Source organism: Sphingobacterium sp. MYb388, from assembly GCF_037479535.1.
In the GTDB taxonomy this organism is placed as follows: Bacteria; Bacteroidota; Bacteroidia; order Sphingobacteriales; family Sphingobacteriaceae; genus Sphingobacterium; species Sphingobacterium anhuiense.
Map to the genome: position 1 here is coordinate 280,688 of NZ_JBBGYV010000007.1, position 19,226 is coordinate 299,913.

The 19,226-nt window shown below is 35.8% G+C and carries 17 protein-coding genes; 11 read left to right on the forward strand and 6 right to left on the reverse strand.

Features of this window, described 5'->3' with window-relative positions:
- Positions 1-68: 68 nt before the first annotated feature.
- Entirely contained in the window at positions 69-794 is a 726-nt protein-coding gene (locus WH188_RS20465; RefSeq protein WP_132767851.1) for a hypothetical protein, read from the forward strand.
- 346 nt (positions 795-1,140) lie between these two features.
- Here the strand turns inward: WH188_RS20465 and WH188_RS20470 are convergent, their stop codons facing one another.
- Positions 1,141-1,446: a winged helix-turn-helix transcriptional regulator gene (locus tag WH188_RS20470; protein ID WP_207902336.1), complete on the reverse strand. Its 306-nt coding sequence runs from the start codon at positions 1,444-1,446 to the stop codon at positions 1,141-1,143.
- A 140-nt stretch (positions 1,447-1,586) separates the two neighbouring features.
- Between WH188_RS20470 and WH188_RS20475 the strand changes: the two genes are divergently transcribed.
- On the forward strand, positions 1,587-2,192 hold the full coding sequence (locus tag WH188_RS20475) for a nitroreductase family protein (RefSeq protein WP_243655363.1): 606 nt from the start codon (positions 1,587-1,589) through the stop codon (positions 2,190-2,192).
- A 199-nt stretch (positions 2,193-2,391) separates the two neighbouring features.
- On the opposite strand, the gene WH188_RS20480 is transcribed toward WH188_RS20475, so the two are convergent.
- Entirely contained in the window at positions 2,392-3,279 is an 888-nt protein-coding gene (locus tag WH188_RS20480) for a LysR family transcriptional regulator (RefSeq protein WP_165905822.1), read from the reverse strand.
- Positions 3,280-3,404: 125 nt separating this feature from the next.
- On the opposite strand from WH188_RS20480, the gene WH188_RS20485 reads away from it, so the two are divergent.
- Together WH188_RS20485 and WH188_RS20490 are read left to right on the forward strand one after the other, a co-directional pair.
- Positions 3,405-4,616, forward strand: coding sequence for an MFS transporter (locus WH188_RS20485; protein WP_132767857.1), 1,212 nt, complete (start codon positions 3,405-3,407; stop codon positions 4,614-4,616).
- Positions 4,609-5,124, forward strand: a complete 516-nt coding sequence (locus WH188_RS20490; RefSeq protein ID WP_243655364.1) for a GNAT family N-acetyltransferase — start codon at positions 4,609-4,611, stop codon at positions 5,122-5,124. Before WH188_RS20485 ends, WH188_RS20490 begins: the two co-directional genes overlap by 8 nt.
- 301 nt (positions 5,125-5,425) lie before the next feature.
- Here the strand turns inward: WH188_RS20490 and WH188_RS20495 are convergent, their stop codons facing one another.
- From WH188_RS20495 to WH188_RS20505, 3 genes are all read right to left on the reverse strand, one after another.
- Entirely contained in the window at positions 5,426-6,061 is a 636-nt protein-coding gene (locus WH188_RS20495; RefSeq protein ID WP_132767859.1) for an MgtC/SapB family protein, read from the reverse strand.
- Positions 6,062-6,611: 550 nt separating this feature from the next.
- Complete coding sequence (locus WH188_RS20500; protein WP_132767861.1) at positions 6,612-8,633, reverse strand: BCCT family transporter; 2,022 nt, start codon at positions 8,631-8,633, stop codon at positions 6,612-6,614.
- Between the two features lie 266 nt (positions 8,634-8,899).
- Positions 8,900-10,234 (reverse strand): mechanosensitive ion channel domain-containing protein, encoded by a 1,335-nt coding sequence (locus tag WH188_RS20505; RefSeq protein WP_132768941.1) that lies wholly within the window; start codon positions 10,232-10,234, stop codon positions 8,900-8,902.
- 600 nt (positions 10,235-10,834) lie between these two features.
- Here WH188_RS20505 and WH188_RS20510 point away from each other — a divergent pair.
- A complete protein-coding gene (locus WH188_RS20510; protein ID WP_132767863.1) occupies positions 10,835-13,096 on the forward strand; it encodes an inorganic phosphate transporter in 2,262 nt (753 codons plus the stop codon).
- A gap of 117 nt (positions 13,097-13,213) precedes the next feature.
- Positions 13,214-13,378, forward strand: coding sequence for a heavy metal-binding domain-containing protein (locus WH188_RS26355; RefSeq protein ID WP_132767864.1), 165 nt, complete (start codon positions 13,214-13,216; stop codon positions 13,376-13,378).
- Between the two features lie 66 nt (positions 13,379-13,444).
- Here WH188_RS26355 and WH188_RS20515 read toward each other — a convergent pair whose 3' ends face one another.
- Positions 13,445-15,421, reverse strand: a complete 1,977-nt coding sequence (locus tag WH188_RS20515) for a PAS domain-containing sensor histidine kinase (RefSeq protein WP_132767866.1) — start codon at positions 15,419-15,421, stop codon at positions 13,445-13,447.
- A gap of 90 nt (positions 15,422-15,511) precedes the next feature.
- Between WH188_RS20515 and WH188_RS20520 the strand changes: the two genes are divergently transcribed.
- From WH188_RS20520 to WH188_RS20540, 5 genes are all read left to right on the forward strand, one after another.
- A complete protein-coding gene (locus tag WH188_RS20520) occupies positions 15,512-15,694 on the forward strand; it encodes a hypothetical protein (protein ID WP_132767868.1) in 183 nt (60 codons plus the stop codon).
- 257 nt (positions 15,695-15,951) lie between these two features.
- Entirely contained in the window at positions 15,952-16,248 is a 297-nt protein-coding gene (locus WH188_RS20525) for a hypothetical protein (RefSeq protein WP_339424588.1), read from the forward strand.
- A gap of 4 nt (positions 16,249-16,252) precedes the next feature.
- Positions 16,253-16,708 carry a hypothetical protein gene (locus WH188_RS20530; RefSeq protein WP_132767872.1) on the forward strand — a complete coding sequence of 152 codons (456 nt, stop codon included), beginning with the start codon at positions 16,253-16,255 and terminating at the stop codon, positions 16,706-16,708.
- Positions 16,709-17,100: 392 nt separating this feature from the next.
- On the forward strand, positions 17,101-18,186 hold the full coding sequence (locus tag WH188_RS20535; RefSeq protein ID WP_132767874.1) for a sensor histidine kinase: 1,086 nt from the start codon (positions 17,101-17,103) through the stop codon (positions 18,184-18,186).
- A 133-nt stretch (positions 18,187-18,319) separates the two neighbouring features.
- The gene (locus WH188_RS20540; RefSeq protein ID WP_132767876.1) at positions 18,320-19,045 is read left to right on the forward strand and encodes a hypothetical protein; all 726 of its coding nucleotides are present in this window, start codon (positions 18,320-18,322) and stop codon (positions 19,043-19,045) included.
- The last annotated feature ends 181 nt before the right edge of the window (positions 19,046-19,226 follow it).

A 19,226-nucleotide genomic window follows, 5' to 3' on the forward strand; every position in this document is an offset into this window, starting at 1 on the left:
AACTTCCTCCTTTGGGACAAGATGACCTGATACAGCAAAACTTGTTTTAATTATATCAATAAGATTTTATGAAGTTTGTACCCTTGAGCCAACTCATACTTTTAGATTTAAAGCGGAGCGGTTATAACATTTTGACATCTAAAAATCCAGTTGAAGACGAAAACCCAACATGGTATCCGTTAACTGTGGCTGATGTTAATGACTACTTGTTAAGCCTGGACTGTGAGGGGAGCATTTTTCCAATGCAAGAGTCTGCTCTGTTAGTTATTGAAGACGCCCTTAATCATATAGATGAAGTGCAGTTGCAGGGCGAAGTATTTATTGAAATAAACCATTTACAAGAATTACAGGATAAAATTAATTTTTATGGCAAGCGATACACATGTATTTCCGATCGGGAATATTACGATTTTGCATTCGATCCAAAGCGGGTTCTCGTGCGTAATTATGCCTTGCGGACTGGCAATCATCTCCTATATTTTGCTTATATCAGCTTAAATTATAACAATCATCTTCTAGGTGAAATCAAAGATCTTGAGGATCTTACCGTTTCGTTAATCTGCTTAGATCAAGACCAGGCTAGGGAATGGTTTAATACACATGATATTACTATGGTGCAATCAGATATCTCGATATATGACAAGGATGCTATTTTAACCATTTTTTTACGTAGAAAGGATCAAAAAATAACGATTCCTTTAGAAGATAAAGATGAGCTGGTTTATAATTTAATGCACACAGAAGACCTATTGCAACTCCGTGACCTATTTTGGATAGATCCTAGAATAAATTAGCGGTTCATTATTTTAATATTCATCCAAATTTTATTGCGAGATTTGGCCAGATCTCGGGCTAATATAAGATTATAGATGCGGTCTCCATCTGCCACGTTATATTCTGCACTTTCAGATTAATGTATAGAATTGTTAACCTATTTATCAGTGTTAGAGGGCTCCATTTTTTGTTTATTTCGACCACGATATATAATTAGTAATTCGTTCAAAATACTTTTATCTATTGCGTAGTCATTGATTAATAGTTGCTCTAGACCATTTGGATGTTTGTAAGTTAAATAGAAGTATGAATTTTCATCAATGACTTTTCCGTTTTTGTTGATATACCATAGTTCAGTTTTGATGGCTACTTATATTCTACCATGGTTATTTTCTTATTCGTTTTTGCCGCTTCATTTCCCCACTCAGCTATAGAGTGAAGTAAGGGAATAAGTGTTTTACCAAAATCAGTCAGCTCGTATTCCACTTTTAAAGGTGGCTTGCTAGTATAAACGGTTCGGGTAATCAATCCGTCGGCTTCCATTTCTTTTAATTGCAGACTCAACGTTCTTTCGGTTATAACATAACAAGCTTTTCTCAGTTCGCTGTATCGTTTTTTTTCGATTAAATGAATGAGTATTGTTGCTTTCCATTTTCCACCTATATACTTCATTGTGAGGCTGGTATTGCAAGGGTATTGCTTATCGTCTATATTATACATCTGTTACTATCAATTTTGACCGTTATTGCAAAGGTAAAACACTATACTTAGTTTTGCAACATTAAAAAGTATAGTTTAATCTAAATGTAAAAATGATGAGTTTTTTAGACCTTGCGAAACGTAGATACGCAACCAAAAAGTATTATCCGGCGAAAAAAGTTTCGGCAGAGCAAATTGAGGAGCTGAAAGAGATAATACGGTTAAGTCCGTCTTCCATTAACAGCCAACCTTGGAAATTTACATTTGTTACAAACGAAGTCGTAAAAAGGGAACTGGCTTCCAAATCCTATATGAACGAAAATTCGATTAACGATGTTGGTCTTTTAGTTGTGTTCAGTGTAATGGACGATATTGAACATTTTGAGCAACGCAATATTTCCATTTTGCCTGAACTTTGGCGGACGGCTTTTTACGAACCAATTGTAAAGTCGAATGGTGATATAGCCACAAAATCATGGATGGAAAATCAGGTCTATCTTTCCTTGGGCTACTTTTTGAGTGCGTGTATCAGTATGGGATTGGATGCTACGCCGATGGAAGGTATTGACCGCAGTGCTTATAAAGGGATTTTAGCACAAGACGGTTTTTCTCCGCTATTCGCTGTTTCGGTAGGTTATGCCGATAAAACTGATTGGGCTCACCCGACTATTTTACCAAAATCACGTTTTGAATTGGACGAAGTGGTGCAATCCATCTAAAAAGATGAATAAATACCTTTAGTTTGGTTTTCAAAATTGCGTTAGCACCTTTTACATCTGTTCACATTTAGGTTGTTCATTGGTAAAGGGTGCTTTTTTAAACCGTTTTAGTTTAAATTACGAGATCTGTTTTTGTAAGCATCCTATCAATCAGTTAAACGACTATCTAAACTCGAATGGTGTCTGGTTCGTTTTGTTTTTAAACAATTTGCTGAACGACTGCTGATAACGTTAACATTTTTTTAAATTCTTTGACAGATTCCGTTTCATAAGTACCTTTTAATGAAATGATCTTTGCATATCTCATCAAACCTTCATCCTGAATGGCAATAGAAGCCAACTTAGTCCCCAAAATACTTGGTTTAATGAAGATACTGTACCAATTTCCTGAGTTGACGAGTCTAATAGCTGTGGGTATATCATTGACTTCAATCGTAAATTTTGGACTTAAACCTTTTGCTGAAAAAGCCTTGTGAACGGTATGAGTCATATCATATCCCATTGTTGCAATAACCAAAGGAAGTTTGCAAATCTCTTCGAGGGTAATATTAGTTTTATAGGATACTTCCGTACCCGCTAATGCTGCCAGTACCATTGGACAGCTGAATAAATTTTTATAAGTAAAATAGGGGGCTATTTCGGTTTCATGAAGAGCCAAAACAAAATCTACCTGAGCTTTTTGAAGCTTCTCATACAGACTGTGGGAAGGCTCATAGATAACTTTAATTCTTATTTGAGGAAATTTTTCTGCAAAATCTATTAAAGTTTCGACAAAGAAATCCTTAAGACCATAAGCAACACCTATGGTTATCGTGCCAAACTTTATCTTTTTTAAATCTTGGAGCATCAATTTTCCATCTTCAGCTTTTCTGACACTCTGTTCGGCATATTCAGTAAATAATCTACCAGGTTCTGTTAGCGTTATTTGCTTGCCAATACGGTTAAAAAGAGATACATCCAATTCCATCTCCAGTTGTTTGATTTGCTGTGATAATGTACTCTGGCTGATATTTAAGCGTTTTGCAGCTTCAGTAAAACTCAGTAATTCTTGTGCTTTAAGAAAATATTTAAGTTGTCTAAGTTCCATTTTACTTGTATGATTTGCTCGTCCAAAGGTATAAAAAGTATCATTAATCCATCGAAAAAACCGATCGATGTGATAGAATAAAAACGTTTTGCCGATTTGAAAAAAGGACAGAGATTTGTCATTATATGAAATCAGCATCTGAGTCTATAGAAAGTGAAAAGTTGGACTTTTTTAAAGTTCTGAATTTGGGTATAGCGCAAATCGTACTTTGGGGAGGTTCGTATTTTTTACTGTCTGTCTTAGCAAAGGACATTATAGCCGAAATGAGCTGGTCTTATCAGCAAGTTTATGGTTGCCTTTCACTTGCCCTATTGGTTTCAGGATTGCTGTTACCTTTAGTGGGTAGGACTTTACAGCATACTGATCGTCATGATGTATTACTTTTTTCGGGATTAGTGATGGCGATAGGTTTGGTCATCATCGGCAGTTCAAGTAATTTTCTGATGTTTGCTGCAGGTTGGGTGATTATCGGTACAGCAATGGCAATGGGTCTATATGATGCATTGTTTGCTGCAATTGGTAAAAGATACAGTTTTAACGTAGCAAAGTCAATTGTTTGGATCACTCTGGTATCTAGTTTAGCACCTTCTGTTTCTTGGATATTTACCAGCTATATTTTGGATATTTTTGGATGGAGAAATACCTGCTATACATATGCCATATTGTTGATCATTACTATATTCCCGATTCATCTGTATGTTTTCAAAAATAAAGAAGGAAACAAAAGCATACTAAAGGATAAGACCTTGGAATCCTCAGTCGAGCTCTTACGTTCTAAATTGTATTATTTATTATCAGCAAATTTTACTCTTGGTGCGGTCATAACCACCACCGTTATCATACATTTAATCGAAATATTATTACACGGCAAGACCGAGATGTCAATGGTGTTAATCGTAATTGCTTTTTTAGGACCAAGCCAAGCTATGGCACGAGTTATTGAGTTGATCATTGGAAAAAGGACCGCTATTGAAATGTCTTTCATTTCTACTACAATCATTTTTTTGGGTATGATATTGATTTTTGTATCCCCAATACTTGCAATACCAGGAGTAATAGTATTTGGTATAGGAAACGGGATGCGTTCAGTTTTGAGAGGAACATTGCCATTATCTATTTATGGTAGGGATAATTACGCCTTGATTCTTGGAAGACTTGCAAGGATGCCGTTACTAGCACAAGCAACAGCTCCTTTTCTTGGAGGATATCTTATTCAACAATTTGGTATGGTAATTTTCTTATGTGTAATCAGTTTTATGGCAATCGTAAATATTTGTTTAATTGCACTAATTAAACAAACAATAGAACAGTATAAATTAATTTCAATCCATGAATAATATGAAATATTCTTTTAGACAGGCTACAGCAGGAGACGCTTTTCAAATTTGGAAAATTTTAGAAAAAGCGATCAATAGACGAAAAGAAGATGGTAGTACGCAATGGCAAGATGGCTATCCCAATCTATGTGTTATCGAAAATGATATTAAGAACACTTTTGGTTACGTATTGGTTGATAATGATATTATCATTGGTTATTGTGCTATTTTGATAAATGATGAACCAGCGTATGCTAAAATAAATGGATCTTGGTTGACTAATGGTGATTTTGTGGTTTACCACAGGGTTGCAATTTCTGAAAAGTATCTTGGTCAAGGATTGGCTCAGATAATGTTGCAGCATATCGAAGATTTTGCACTTAAACATAATATTTATAGTGTAAAGGTTGATACTAATTTTGATAATACGGGCATGCTTTGGATATTGCAAAAAATGAGCTATCACTATTGTGGTGAAGTAATATTCAGAGGAAGTCCAAGAAAAGCCTTTGAGAAAATTTTAAAATAAGGTAGATTAAATTGTCTTCGTAATCGTAGCATTCAGAGGTTTCCGACTATTGCATCATATTTGAAAAATTTATCATGGAAGCCAAGTTTCAAAGGAATTGACTACACTGATCAGTTTATACTTCCCAAAAAAGCTTAATCCATTTGGATTACATTTGTGAAATTGATAAGTGACTTGCAAACGTTATAAAAAAAAGTAATAGCAGTCGATTTATTTTTAATTCGTTATCTGTGACAAACCTTGCAAAGGGAAATATTTGAACCCATCTAGCGTTAACATCAACGATCAGCTTTTTGTGGAATTAAGAGAAGCTTAAGATTTCTGATCGGGTAGCAAGTGTTTCGCTCATCTCTAATAAGTATTTCTTTTTGCCTGATACTTTGAAGTTTACTATTAAATGATCGTTTTCTTTTACAATTTCCATCCGTTCTAAAGTAAGTCCTTTTGTATTTAAAATATTTTCCAATTGTGGGATCTGATTAAAGTCAGGATCACGAAAGGTTACACTCAAGAGCTGTTCTTTTTGTAGTTGTGCAATCATTCGTTCCACTCTGGTAACCATTAATAATACTCCAAGAGTAATTAAAGTTAGGCATAGCGCAAGCGCGTGATAACCTATTCCTGCTGTCATTCCGATTGCTGCAGAAGTCCAGATTACAGCAGCAGTCGTCAAGCCACGAATAGAAATTTTGTCTTTAAAAATCACACCTGCTCCAATAAATCCAATACCTGTAATAATATTTGCCGAAATTCGGTCATCAGTACCTGCACCATGCTGGGAAACAATGGTGAAAATTGTCGAACCCAGTGAAATTAGAATTATTGTTCGAAAGCCGGCAGACTTATTCTTGTATTCCCGCTCAAAGCCAATGGCTCCTCCACATATGATAGAAATAACCATTGCTACCATGTCTTTAATTTCTACTGTAAAATCCATTCGTAAATTCTCTTATATTTGTTGCTTCTTTTAACTGTTTTGACTGAGTGTGTTAAGGTTGCAAAAGCAATTAGCTATTTTGCAAACCTATTTACAGAGATGTCCAGGAATCAAGCCCGTATTTGTTCAGAGACATTTCGGTCAATATTAGTACAAGTCGTAAAAACTGCGACCCATTTCATTTCTGTATAATGATGAAATTATTTGAAATATATAGTTCACGAATATAACTAAATCAGTTGAAAATTATATTCTATGATATGTTTTTAAAAGGCAGCTGATAATGTTTTGAGTCTGAATATTTATTGGTAGGTCACTGAACTTGTCCCACCATGTCGTCCGATCTTTATAACCATTCATCTAGCCTGTGTTCTTTCTATCCATTGACTTACAGACATAATAAATCTATTTGTTCCGGCTTCTTGTCCAATTACCCCGAATTCGAGGTAATTAAAACTTGAATTATTTTTATCAATAGCATTCGGATTAAAATAATAGATAGTTAGCTTTCCTAAAGCTATTAGTTTTTTATCATATTGCATTGTACATATTAACCTTGATCTTTTAAATTACTCCCTATGAATATCGCATTTTTCTCATCTGATGATAGGGACAAAAAACGTTCATACTGTTTCAGCACATCACTAATAATTTCGTTTTTCGTAAAATACTGAATGTCATAACCCTCGCGTTCGTCACCAAAATAAGTCATGGGTACATGTGTTTTCATTGTACCGATATCGGGCGCATTTTCTTCTTCACGTAAAAAGTCTGATATTTTTTCGAGTTGACTTTTTACGCCATATCGAAAATCAGTCATAGCATCGTGCTTGATTTCGATTTCAACAGATGACGGGCTTTCAGATTTTAAATTTACAGTAGCGATAATCCCTTTAGAACCAAATTCTTCAGCGAGTTCTTGGAAAGCGGGAAACACGGTATTTTTTAAGTATGCATCTATTGTATTTCGGTCTTTGTAGGATAGAATACGTCCTAAGCGCTCTTTCCAGTATTCACCGGACCAATTGTTTGTGGAGTGCGAAAATTCACGCGCATGATATTCAGTATCGATGGTGAGTGCTTTCATGAGACAGTAGCAAAACAATAACATAATGATAGAAAAGGGGAGGGCTGTGATCAAAGTCATTGTTTGTAAAGATTTTAGGCCGCCGGCATTTAGAAGTACTAAAGCAAGTATGGCCAGTAACACCCCCCAGAAAATATACTGCCATTTAGGTGATTTTGCGGCATTGTTTGAAGAAATGCTGTTCATCACATAAATGCCCGAATCGGCTGATGTCACAAAGAAAATGAAAATTATAAAAATGGAAAGTATGTTTGTTATCTGTTGTAGCGGAAAGAATTCAAAAAATTTGAAAAGAAGTACATCAGTATTAGCAACTATAGCGCTAAGAGCACCATTAGCCTGGTGTTGATCCATCCATATGGCACTATTGCCAAATATAGTCATCCACATAAAATTAAATACTGAAGGTATAATGAGCACAGCACTGATAAACTCCCTAATTGTCCTTCCTTTGGATATTTTAGCGATAAATAGACCTACATATGGAGACCAGGATATCCACCAGGCCCAATAGAGTATAGTCCAATTGAAGAACCATTGCTGACGCTCGGGTTCATGTGCATGGGTATTAAATGTGAGATGAAAGAAGGCATTAATATATTCACCTAAACCTTCAGAAAATGTTCCCAATAAAAAAGTAGTCGGACCTAAAATAAGGACAAATAATATCAGAACCAATGCCGCTATTATGTTTATTTGACTTAATATTTTAACACCTTTTGTAACTCCAGATGTAGCCGACAGAATGGCGATGGTCATGATTACGATGACGATGATAACCTGATACATAAAATTACTTTCTGGAATTATTCCCAGATGTACTAAGCCGGCAGTGAGCTGCACTACACCAAAACCCAATGTGGTTGTAATACCAAAGAAAGTGCTGCACAAAGCAAACATGTCAACAATATCGCCAGCGCGACCTTGTATTTTGTCTTTTAGTATTGGATAAAAACAACTTCTTAATGATAAGGGTAGTTTATACCGATACGTGAAATAAGCGAGTGAAAGTCCTACGACTCCATATATTGCCCAAGCATGTATACCCCAATGGAAAAACGTGTATAATTGAGCGTCTTTAGCACGTGCAGCGGACGTTAGTCCGGCTACCGAGGGATCTGTGTAGTGGGACATCGGTTCTGCGACACTGAAGTACATTAATCCAATACCCATACCGGCTGCAAATAACATAGATATCCATGAGAAAAAAGAGAACTCAGGTTTCGTATCATTGGCACCTAATCTTATGCTTCCATATTTGCTAAATATTAAAAAAAGTAGGAAGAGCACAAAAATAGTTACAACCATGACATAGAGCCAGTTCATATTTTCAAACAAGAAAGTTTTTAGAATATTCAGGTAGTAATTTGCTCTCACCGGGAAAAAGCTTGATAAAAAAGTAATACCAAGTATAAAGATGAGACTGGGTAAAATAATACCAGGCACAAAGGTGCTCTTTAGCTTTAAGAGATTAGTTAATTTCATTAAAGTTTGATTTTAAGATTCAACGTATTAAGCTTATGTAGTTGAAATAAAATAATGTTGTGGTCTGTTTTTGTTGTTAATATTGCATGATGTCAGTGGGGTATTTTCTTCATATTAAAAACCCATAATACTAGAACGGAATCACTCCAAATAAGTTTTCATTCTTTTCAGAATTTTATAAGTAGATCTTTTGCTATGGCAAAATCTTTTAGAAATAGGTTGCACTAATGAATTGAATATTTTTTTTGCTCCAGATTAAAGAAATGCTACCGTATGTTCTGGGGCTTTGAAATTGATGGCACATGTTTTTGATTTAAATGCATCCGAACATCATCAGATGCAGGCAGTTCAAAGACTTCTAAGTCAAAAGATTTAATAGCTGCAAATAAATGATCAAAAATATCGGACATCGTATCCTCAAAAAATGACCATTGTGTTCCTTTAGTAAACATATACAGTTCCAAAGGAAGTCCATATTCATTTGGCGCCAACTGACGCACTAATAGGGTTAATTCCTGGTGAATGTCTGGATTTTGTATTGCATAGGCTTTAATATAGGCCCTGAATAATCCAATATTTGTCATTCTTCTCCCGTTTACAAGAACTTTGGGGTCAATTTTGTTTTTTGTATTATATTCTTTTATTTCTCTTTCTCTTTTTTCAATAAAAGGTGTTAAAAGTACAATCTTTTTAAGTTCCTGAATTTCTTCATCGCTGAGATACCTAATGGTGGATATTTTGATATAAATGGATCTTTTAATTCTTCTTCCTCCGCTTTCCTGCATACCTCTATAGTTTTTGAAGGAATCGCTCAGCAAGGTATATGTCGGTATGGTAACAATTGTCTTGTCCCAGTTCTGCACGCGTACATTGTTTAGATTTATTTGGAGTATATCGCCATCAACACCATATTTAGGCATTTCTATCCAATCTCCAACACGTACCGAATCATTAGCAGAGACCTGTATACTTGCTACAAAACCAAGAATGGTATCTTTAAATACCAGCATCAAAATAGCAGAGGCAGCTCCTAGTGAAACAAGAAATGACCAAGGAGAATTTCCTGTAATTACAGAAACAATAAGAGTTCCAACAACAAATATCAAAAATATCTGTAACACCTGAATATAACTGTCAACAGGTTTATCTACAAAACCTTTAGATGAACGAAGTATATCTCTTGCAGTCTTTAACAGTGCATTAGCCACACCATAAATAGCGAAGATCATCAAAATACCAAGCAGTTTTGTTAGTACGTCTATAAAAGAAGGGAAGCCGATAAATATGTTAGGTAGAAACTGCTGTGCAATTGCTATCAATATAAAACGGCTTAAGTGAATCTGGACCTTATTTTGAAATAATTTATCATCCCAATTAGTTTTACTTTTTTTAATAAACCTGGTAACGATTGAATTGAAAAAGAAACGTAGAAAATAATCTAAGAACAGCAAGAAGATAAAAGATACAATAATGAGAAAAGTGGCACTTAGAATATGTGCTGTTTTATCGTGTACTCCTATTGTCTCAGCAAGGTTAAATGTCCACTGGTAGATTGAACTTGTTGTTTGTCCGGTAATGTTAATACTATTTGATTTCTGCATATTAACAAACAAATCTACAAAAAAATAAATAGATGGTTTTTTGATCTCATCTACAGAGTTCTCATTTTTAGATCTAAAGTGATTGATTTTGAATTTGTACATTACAATCTCCAATCTACGGGATCTGGACAGCTTTTTCTACCTGTAAAAGTAAAAATCAAGAAATTGATTAATAAGCAGGAGGGAGATCATGTATAGATAGACCTCTAGAAGGATAATTATGCCATCGATGTCCCAAGCAATTTTCGCTTTACTTATTGGATGAGCCCGGTGTTTTTGCATATTTTTCAACCTATTCGGAAGGCGAAAAGAAAACGATCATTGAAGGGATTTATGCAGCTAAAACTGAGCTGAATTATATGATATGGAGAATGATCTAAAGCAGTATAATAATTCGTTGAAATAGCCGGATTATTCAAGTGTAGTTGAAAAGACAGTGATGAAACATTGTGCTATTCTATTATTAGAATAAATACCTGAAAACAAAATACTTTAGCATAAGTGGATAGTTAATCCTATTCAATATTAACAAAAGCAACACTTAACATTAACTTAATATATGGCTCACCTTTTGTTCATACCTTTGCAAAAATAATAACTATGGACAATTATTTATATCTCGTAATTATTACGCTGATCACTTTAGGGATTATCGACCTCATGGTCGGCGTAACCAATGATGCTGTCAATTTTTTAAATTCGGCTATTGGCTCCAAAGCTATTTCTTTCCGCCTGATCATGATTCTCGCTAGTGCGGGTATATTGTCTGGGGCGGTTTTCTCAAGTGGAATGATGGAGATTGCAAGAAGTGGAATTTACGTTCCTGGTATGTTCAGTTTTAATGATGTTATAGTTATCTTCCTCGCCGTCATGATTACAGACATCATACTCCTTGATGTATTTAACTATTTCGGACTCCCGACCTCTACAACAGTATCCATCGTCTTTGAGCTACTAGGGGCTGCGGTCTGTCTAGGACTCTATAAAATAGTAAGTACCTCAGGCGATTGGTCAACGCTTTCACAGTATATTAATACAGAGAAGGCCTCCGAGATTGTTATCAGCATCCTCTTATCCGTGGTCCTGTCCTTCACTGTAGGTATGGCGGTACAATACCTTTCTCGACTCATATTCACCTTTCAGTACGAACGTAAGATCAAATCCTTCGGAGTTATATTTGGAGGTATCGCCTTAGCATCCATAAGTTATTTTATCCTGATTAAAGGAATGAAGACCGTTTCTTTTATCGATAAAGCGACGAAGGAGTGGATTAACATGCACGAGCTGCAGTTGATCTTGGGAAGCTTTGTGCTGTTCACGGTCTTTAGTTTTATACTTATCAGGTTAAAAGTGAACATCCTTAAGGTCATTATCGGTGTTGGTACATTCGCTTTAGCTTTATCCTTTGCAGGAAACGATCTGGTTAACTTTATCGGAGTACCTGTAGCAGCCATTCAGGCCATCGGTTTCTTCCAGGCATCTGGTGGCAATCCGGACACCTATATGATGTCAGAATTAGCTTCGGCGGATATTGTTGCCCCAGCTTGGATATTATTTATCGCAGGTGGTATCATGATGATTACCTTATGGACATCTAAAAAAGCCAAAACCGTTATTGAAACGGAAATGAGTTTAAGTAGTCAAGACGGTGGTTCCGAAAAATTTGAGCCTAACACCTTATCACGTTGGATAGTACGCGGCTTTGTAAATATTGGAGGAGCAATTAGTTATCTGATGCCACGAACCTTACGATCTCGTTTAGATAGCCGTTTCGAAAATACTTCCTTAGGGAAAAAGAATAAGGAGGAGGAGCCAATGTTTGACATGGTGCGCGCTTCTGTCAACCTAATGGTGGCCAGCAGTCTTATTGCTTTAGGAACATCGATGAAGCTTCCTCTGTCTACAACCTACGTCACATTTATGGTTGCGATGGGAACTGCTTTTGCCGACAGAGCTTGGGATAGAGAAAGTGCAGTATACCGTGTCTCTGGTGTATTCCATGTCATCGGAGGCTGGTTTCTTACTGCTGCTACTGCTTTTGCGGGTGCGTTTATCATCGCATATTTACTTAAAATAGGAGGGATTATTACCTTTGTTGGTGCACTTATATTCTTGGCCATTCTCTTAGTATTTAATGCTAAAAGCCATAAAAAGAAAGTCGCAGCACAGGCAGAGCGTAAATTGAAACTTGGTAGAGAAGATATCCATACCTTACAGCAGGTTTCTGACGCTAGTGCCAATCAGATCAGTGAAGTTTTTGCCAAGTCCAATATCTTCTATAAAGAGATTGTAGACGGTCTTACCAAGAACGATTTGACGACGCTTTCGATGAACAAGAAATTGATTAAGAAATTCTTGCGTGATCTGGATTCGACCAACGACAACCTTTACAACTTTATTCGCAATCTGGATGACACTTCCGTTAAAGGAAGCAGATTCTACATTATTTCCTTAGGTTATCTGCAGGATATCGTCGAGAATCTTTATGTAATTGCTGGCAATGCACACAATCACGTCGATAACAACCATAAACTGCTTAAGGAATATCAGGGGAATGATCTGAGGTTAGTTGCTGATGAGCTGGGTAACTGGTACGCTGAAGTATATAGTTTGTATAAGCGCCGTGACTTCTTAAAGCTTGATTCAACCATGAAACAGCGCGATCAGCTTCAGAAGGTTATTAACGATCTTTTGGACAAGCAGATTGACCATATCCGGACAACAGAAAATAGTCCTAAGAACAGTAAACTTTACTTCTCAATCCTGTTAGAGACAAACGAGCTGATCAGCTCTACATTTAAACTCTTACGGTTATTCAAGGAGTTTGAAGAGTTCAAAATGAACAATAAAAAACAAAACTAACATCAGTTAGTTATCAAAAGCCCGAGGTTCCTTCGGGCTTTTCTTTTTTTTAACAATTATTTTTTTACAATTTGCTGTAATCTACTGTGACGATAGTCAGGTCAAGGATGGTTTTTTTTGTTTAATATCATCGATGGGAGAGAAGTCCTGCGTTATTTTGATCCGATTTCAGCAACAGCTGTTAGTGGAGCCAATCCTTTGAGTGGGAGCGAAGCTAGCTTTGTAAACCTCTTCGGTGGCCGCTCCCGCAATTATGAAAACAAAAACTATAAAAGAGCGTAGTGGAGTCTTTAAAAGCAAAATGTAGATAGCTTTTAACTGGCAAAACTATCGGAATTTCAGACGGCGTTATGGGTTGAATGGTAAGATAAAGGAGAATATACTTCCTTCATTTTTTACACTCTGGACCTGAATGGTTCCATCATGCAGTTCGATGATTTCTCTACAAAGATAAAGTCCAATACCGAACCCCGATATCACGCCGCCACTAGTTTCCTTCACGCGATAATAGCGATCGAATATCCGTTGCCGATCTTCCTCAGCAATCCCTTTTCCAAGATCTTGAACATTTACTTTTAAACTGTTATCGTTGGCAGCATAATCTACTCTAATCGTCGATCTGAGAGGCGAATATTTGACCGCATTTCCAACAAGGTTATGGAGTACCTGCGCTATTTTTTCACGATCTGCATGTATCATTATTTTTTCAGGTGCTTTAAACAGAAAATGATGAGTTTTGATCGTCGACAGCACTTCATCTTCAATTTCGGCAAACAGTGATTGAAAATCAAAAACAGTTTTCATTAGATGCAGCTGACCCGAATCAAGCCTGGATACGTTAAGAAACCCATTAATCATGGTGTTCATATATTGTACTTGCTTTACCGATTTCCCCAGCATATTTTGCGACATAGGATCTTTTGTAGGTAAGTCCATCCGTTGCAGTATCTGCAGATAAGCCTTAAGAGAGGTAAGTGGTGTTTTCAGTTCATGGCTTACCATTCCAATGAAATCATCTTTTCGCTGTTCCTCTTTTTTTTGTTCAGTAATATCCCTCAAAGTACCATTTAAGCTGAGTGGATTACCTTTACTATCATAGAAAACTCTTCCGTTGGCCTGCAGCAGTCTAATTTTTTTATCAACATTATTTTGAATCCGATATTCTATGAAATAATGACCATCAGAATCTTTACTTAACACGTGCGCGATGGCCAGCGACACCCGATCCCGATCTTCCGGTAAAATAACTGCGATGGCCAGAGAGAGATCCATGTTTTCGTCCGATGAAAGTCCAAACCATTTCTTAAGAAGCGTATTTCCGGAAAAGAGATTTGTTTCAGTTTGGTAGTAGAAGGTCGCGAGCTCGCCCGCATCTACTGCTAGGTTCAGCATCTGTTGATCCTTTTCATTCTTTTTACGCAGCATTACCTGCTGGGTAATTTCTTCAAGAATGACCAAAACACCTGAAATACTGCCGTCATGAGAAAATATAGGCTGATAGATGGAATTAACGATCGCCTCTCTCAATCCGGCTTTATCAAGCAGTTTTACTGTAAATTCTGTGTTTATCTTAGGCTCACCACTTTGGTATACGTGTTTAAGCCAATTGTTAACAGGCTGTGCCCGCATTTCCGGACGGGCACTTTCGTGCGGATATCCAATGACTTCGGACTCCTCTCGTCCCCATATCTTAAGAATCGCAGAATTGGCGATTTCAATATGATGTTCAGGCCCTTTTAACATAGCGATTCCAACAGGCGCCTGTTCTATAATTGTACGAATGTATTCCCTGCTGTCGGCCAGTTGCTTGATATATCTATTGAGCTCTTCGTTAGTAGATGTCAATTCTTCAAGAGTCGCAGCCATTTCTTCGTTGAGCGCCTGCTCTTTTTCTTCTTTATGTTTGATCTGCTCTAAAAACTCACGGCGAGAGGTCACCTCCAGTGCTGTATTCAGTATGCACCAAGTTTTATTGTTTTCATCAACAAGAGCTCTATATTCGTAATCGAAATAATCAAGCGTCTCCTTTCCGTTCTTTATTAACTTTGCAGGAGCCGAAGAAACAGAATATGTTTTCCCAGTACGCCACACCTCTTGCAGCAGCTCTAAAAAAGGCTGTCCTTCCAATTCAGGAATTGCCTCAATTAAGGGTTTGCCTATCACAGAAGCGTCTTTGCCCCAAACCTCCAGCATTCCTTCATTAGCAAAACGGATGATCATATTCTCACCGCTATAAATAGCTGTAGGTGAGGGCGAGGAAGCCAGTGCCTGAATAACTAAATCAGAGCTAAAGGGAATCATATTTGGACTTTCTTGGGAATTCATTACAAACAAAAATATGAAAGATAATTCATTTATATATAATGGTTTTAAAATATGATTTTAGTCTAACGACCTATGCCTTTATGGATACAAATGGACAATACTACAGCCGAATTTATATCCATATCTCAACTGTCCGAATTTGTACCCCTGTTATTCAAAGAGATGAATGAAATATTGGAGGATCAAGTATTTATAGATAGTCAAGCCGCGCTCTTCCGTTATTTCGATTTCCTGGACAAAGGTCAAGCTATAGCAAGTACAGATGAGCAATGAAGCAATTTGGAAAGATGATTATTCGTGGCGGATATAAAGATATTTGTTGGTGCATAATTATTTTTTCTTGATGTGGAATGGTAGATAAATGTATTCGTCAACCTTTAGATCAATTGCTAGCAATTCTATTTATCACCCTTTAGCAAATAAAAGATTTCTTCTATCGAATAATCAAGTGCATCATGCGAATAGATATCTTCTGAAAAAATTGATTAAACTAATTGTATTTTAGTGGTAAGTTATACGTTAAAAAGCAAATGAGAAAAAAATTAATCAAGCATTTATTTGTAAGACTTTTAATTGGTGCAGCACCTATGGTTTTTTTTGCAATAGGAATGTTTGCTAAAGGACAGAGTGGCAACAATGGTATGTCGCTAAACTTGGAGAAATTTTTACCGGTTTGCCTAATTTTAATTTATGTTTCTTTTCTAATTATTGAAGGGCTTAATCATTTTGTAAAAGGTAGAATCGATTATGGATTGTGTAGTATTAGTACAGTTGTCATTTTAGTTGTGGTATTTTTATACATTATGTATTTAGAACATCTGGTATGAAAAAATGCTCAAAATATTTATTTTACTGATAGATTTTATAGCAAGATCTGTCGCGCATATATCGAAAAATATCGAAGCTATTGGCAATATTTATCATGTAAGTCCCAAATCCGAAGACAATATTACAGTTGTTGATTTTTTTGAAATTCTTCAAGATGAATTGGGTATAGAATTGGAAGCAGTACCCCATAAGGAATGGCTTTCTTTGTGGGAGTCGGATGAAGATAGTCCACTCTATCCACTTTTAAGTTTATTTGCTTTCAAAGTACATGATGATAAATCTATCATTGAGATTCATCAAAATACACCTAATTTTGATATCAGCAATACGTTAGCATTCCTATCGAATAGCAACATTCAAACCACTAAAGTGGTTAAAGAAATGTTATCACATTATTGTAAGTATTTGGGAGTTTTAGAAATGAACTCTTATCTATCCAATTCGCAAGAAACGGAATAATTTGTTTTATATAAATCTCATTAAAATAGAACGTCACTTTACAAAGATGAGATATATCATGATACCAACAGTTCAAAACCCTTATGTGACACATGTTAATTTCCCTATCATCATCTGTTCGAATTTTATGAAGTGGTGAACAATTGGTTTACCATTATCTAGCATGACCTTGCCAATTGCCAAATTTTGTAATCGTTTCGACCTCAACTTGCAATTTTAAAGTTTTAATAGTAGAATTGTCCGGTTAAATTCATATTTTAATTCATAAAACTAATTAAAATATTTCTTTTAATAACCGTTTATAATTTTTGACAACATATTTCGTTTATATTTGTTTATACTTGATCCCAACCTAGACCGAAAAGTATATTTATTATTAGATATATAAGAACATGAATTCAAAAACTGAACAGTTAAAAGAGCTGAGTCAGCTTAATGACGAACTCGAAAATTATTTCAGAAATACGATTATACCACAGCTTTTTGTGGATGCAGATCTCCTGTTACGTAAGTTTACACCTCCTGCTATGAAGCATTTCGTGCTTAAAGAAGAATTTATCGGAATGCCAATAGCAGATATCCAGGATAATTTTAAATATCCTAACATAATCAATAATATTCACTCCGTTATTGCTACGGGAAAAATGCTGGAGAAGGAAATCCAGACCACAGATTTGCGCTGGTACCAGATGAATATATTACCCTATATTACCTTTCGGGAAGGTAAGACAAATGGTGTGATTATCACTTTTGTAGACATCACTGCACGAATTAGAGATTTAAAAGAGCATGAAAAGCTGATTTTAGAACATGAATTGTTATTAGACCAGCTCGCTCATGATATTAAAAGCCCTTTAGCAGGTTTAATGCTCACATGTGAATACTTTAAAGTACTTCCAGAAAAAAAGAGCACCAAATTCTTAAAGATGCTTGCTAATCTAGAATGCGGACTATCCAATATAAAAAGAGTACTTTCAGATTTCACTGAAAGCCACTGGGGAAAACAAAAATATCAATCGGCAACGGAACTAGTCGATTTACCTCATATATTGGATGATGTCATGTTAGCATTAGCGCCACAGATTTTAGAATTTAATGCTAAAATAGTTCATAGATTTGAAATCACAGAGATCAATTTTGTGAGACGTAAGCTTCGTAGTGTGCTATATAACCTATTGAGCAATGCGATTAAATATACACCGGTAGATCGTAAACCTGAAATAGCGATTTACACCTTTGAAGAAGATGGGTTTATGGTTATCAGTGTTACAGATAACGGAATAGGTATGTGCAACGAAGACTTATTAACTGTTTTTGAAAAATTTAAAAGAATATGTGCTTCTGTCGAGGGTACGGGAGTAGGGTTATATTTAGTCAATACTATTGTTAAAAATGCAGGTGGTAAAATTACTATAACAAGTACACCAGGTGTTGGGTCAGAATTTAAAGTTTATTTAAAATTGGACAGTACTCAATAATTTTTAAGATTTATAAGTCTAGGCTTATTCTCTGAAATCATCGGTATCAATCCTATTAATAGTCAGATGTGCCACCCTTAGACAGGATGGCCCTATGCAGCAAAGTTTGTTTTAGTTATATGAGTAAAATCTTATGAAATTTGTACCCCTGAGCAGAGTCATACTATTAGAATTAAAACGTAACGGTTATAATATTTTAACATCTAAAAATACAGTTGACGACGAAAACCCAACGTGGTATCCGTTAACTGTACCTGATGTTGATGATTATTTGTTACAGCTAGACTGTAGTGGAAGTATTGTTCCTGAGGAGGAGCAAGTGCTATTAGTAATTGAAGATGCACTAGACAATATACATGAAGGTCAGCTTCTGGGAGAAGTATTTATAGAAATAGACAATTTAGGGGAATTGGAGGATAAGATTCAGTTTTATGGCAAGAAGTATCAGTTTATCTCAGATCCAGAATATTATGTTTTTTCATTCGATCCGAAGCGGGTCTTAATTCGCAATTATGCCTTGCGGACTGGAAATCATCTTCTTTATTTAGCTTATATTGGCGTAAATTATCCTACCCATATCATCGATGAGATTCGAGATCTTGAAGATCTAACCCGTTCCCTGATTTGTTTAGATCAAGAACAGGCTAGAGAATGGTTTAGCAAACATGATGTTACTATGGTACAGTCAGATATTTCGATATTCGAAAAGGATGCTATTTTAACTATATTTTTACTTGGAACGGAGCAACAAATAAAGATTCCTTTAGAAGACAAAGACGAACTGATTTATAATTTGATGCACATAGAAGAGCTACTTCAACTCCGTGATCTATTTTGGATAGATCCGCGCATAAATTAACGGATCATAATTTTAGTATTTTTGTCTCAGTTAGTCCAGTTCATTAAGGGTTCTATTATGGGTATATATTGTTACATATTGTTACATATCTAAATTTAAAACATCTCGCTTTAGTTTTATTTCCATTCAGGGAAATTGAATTAAAAACGAAAAGGGCTTATGATTATAAAAATTCATAAGC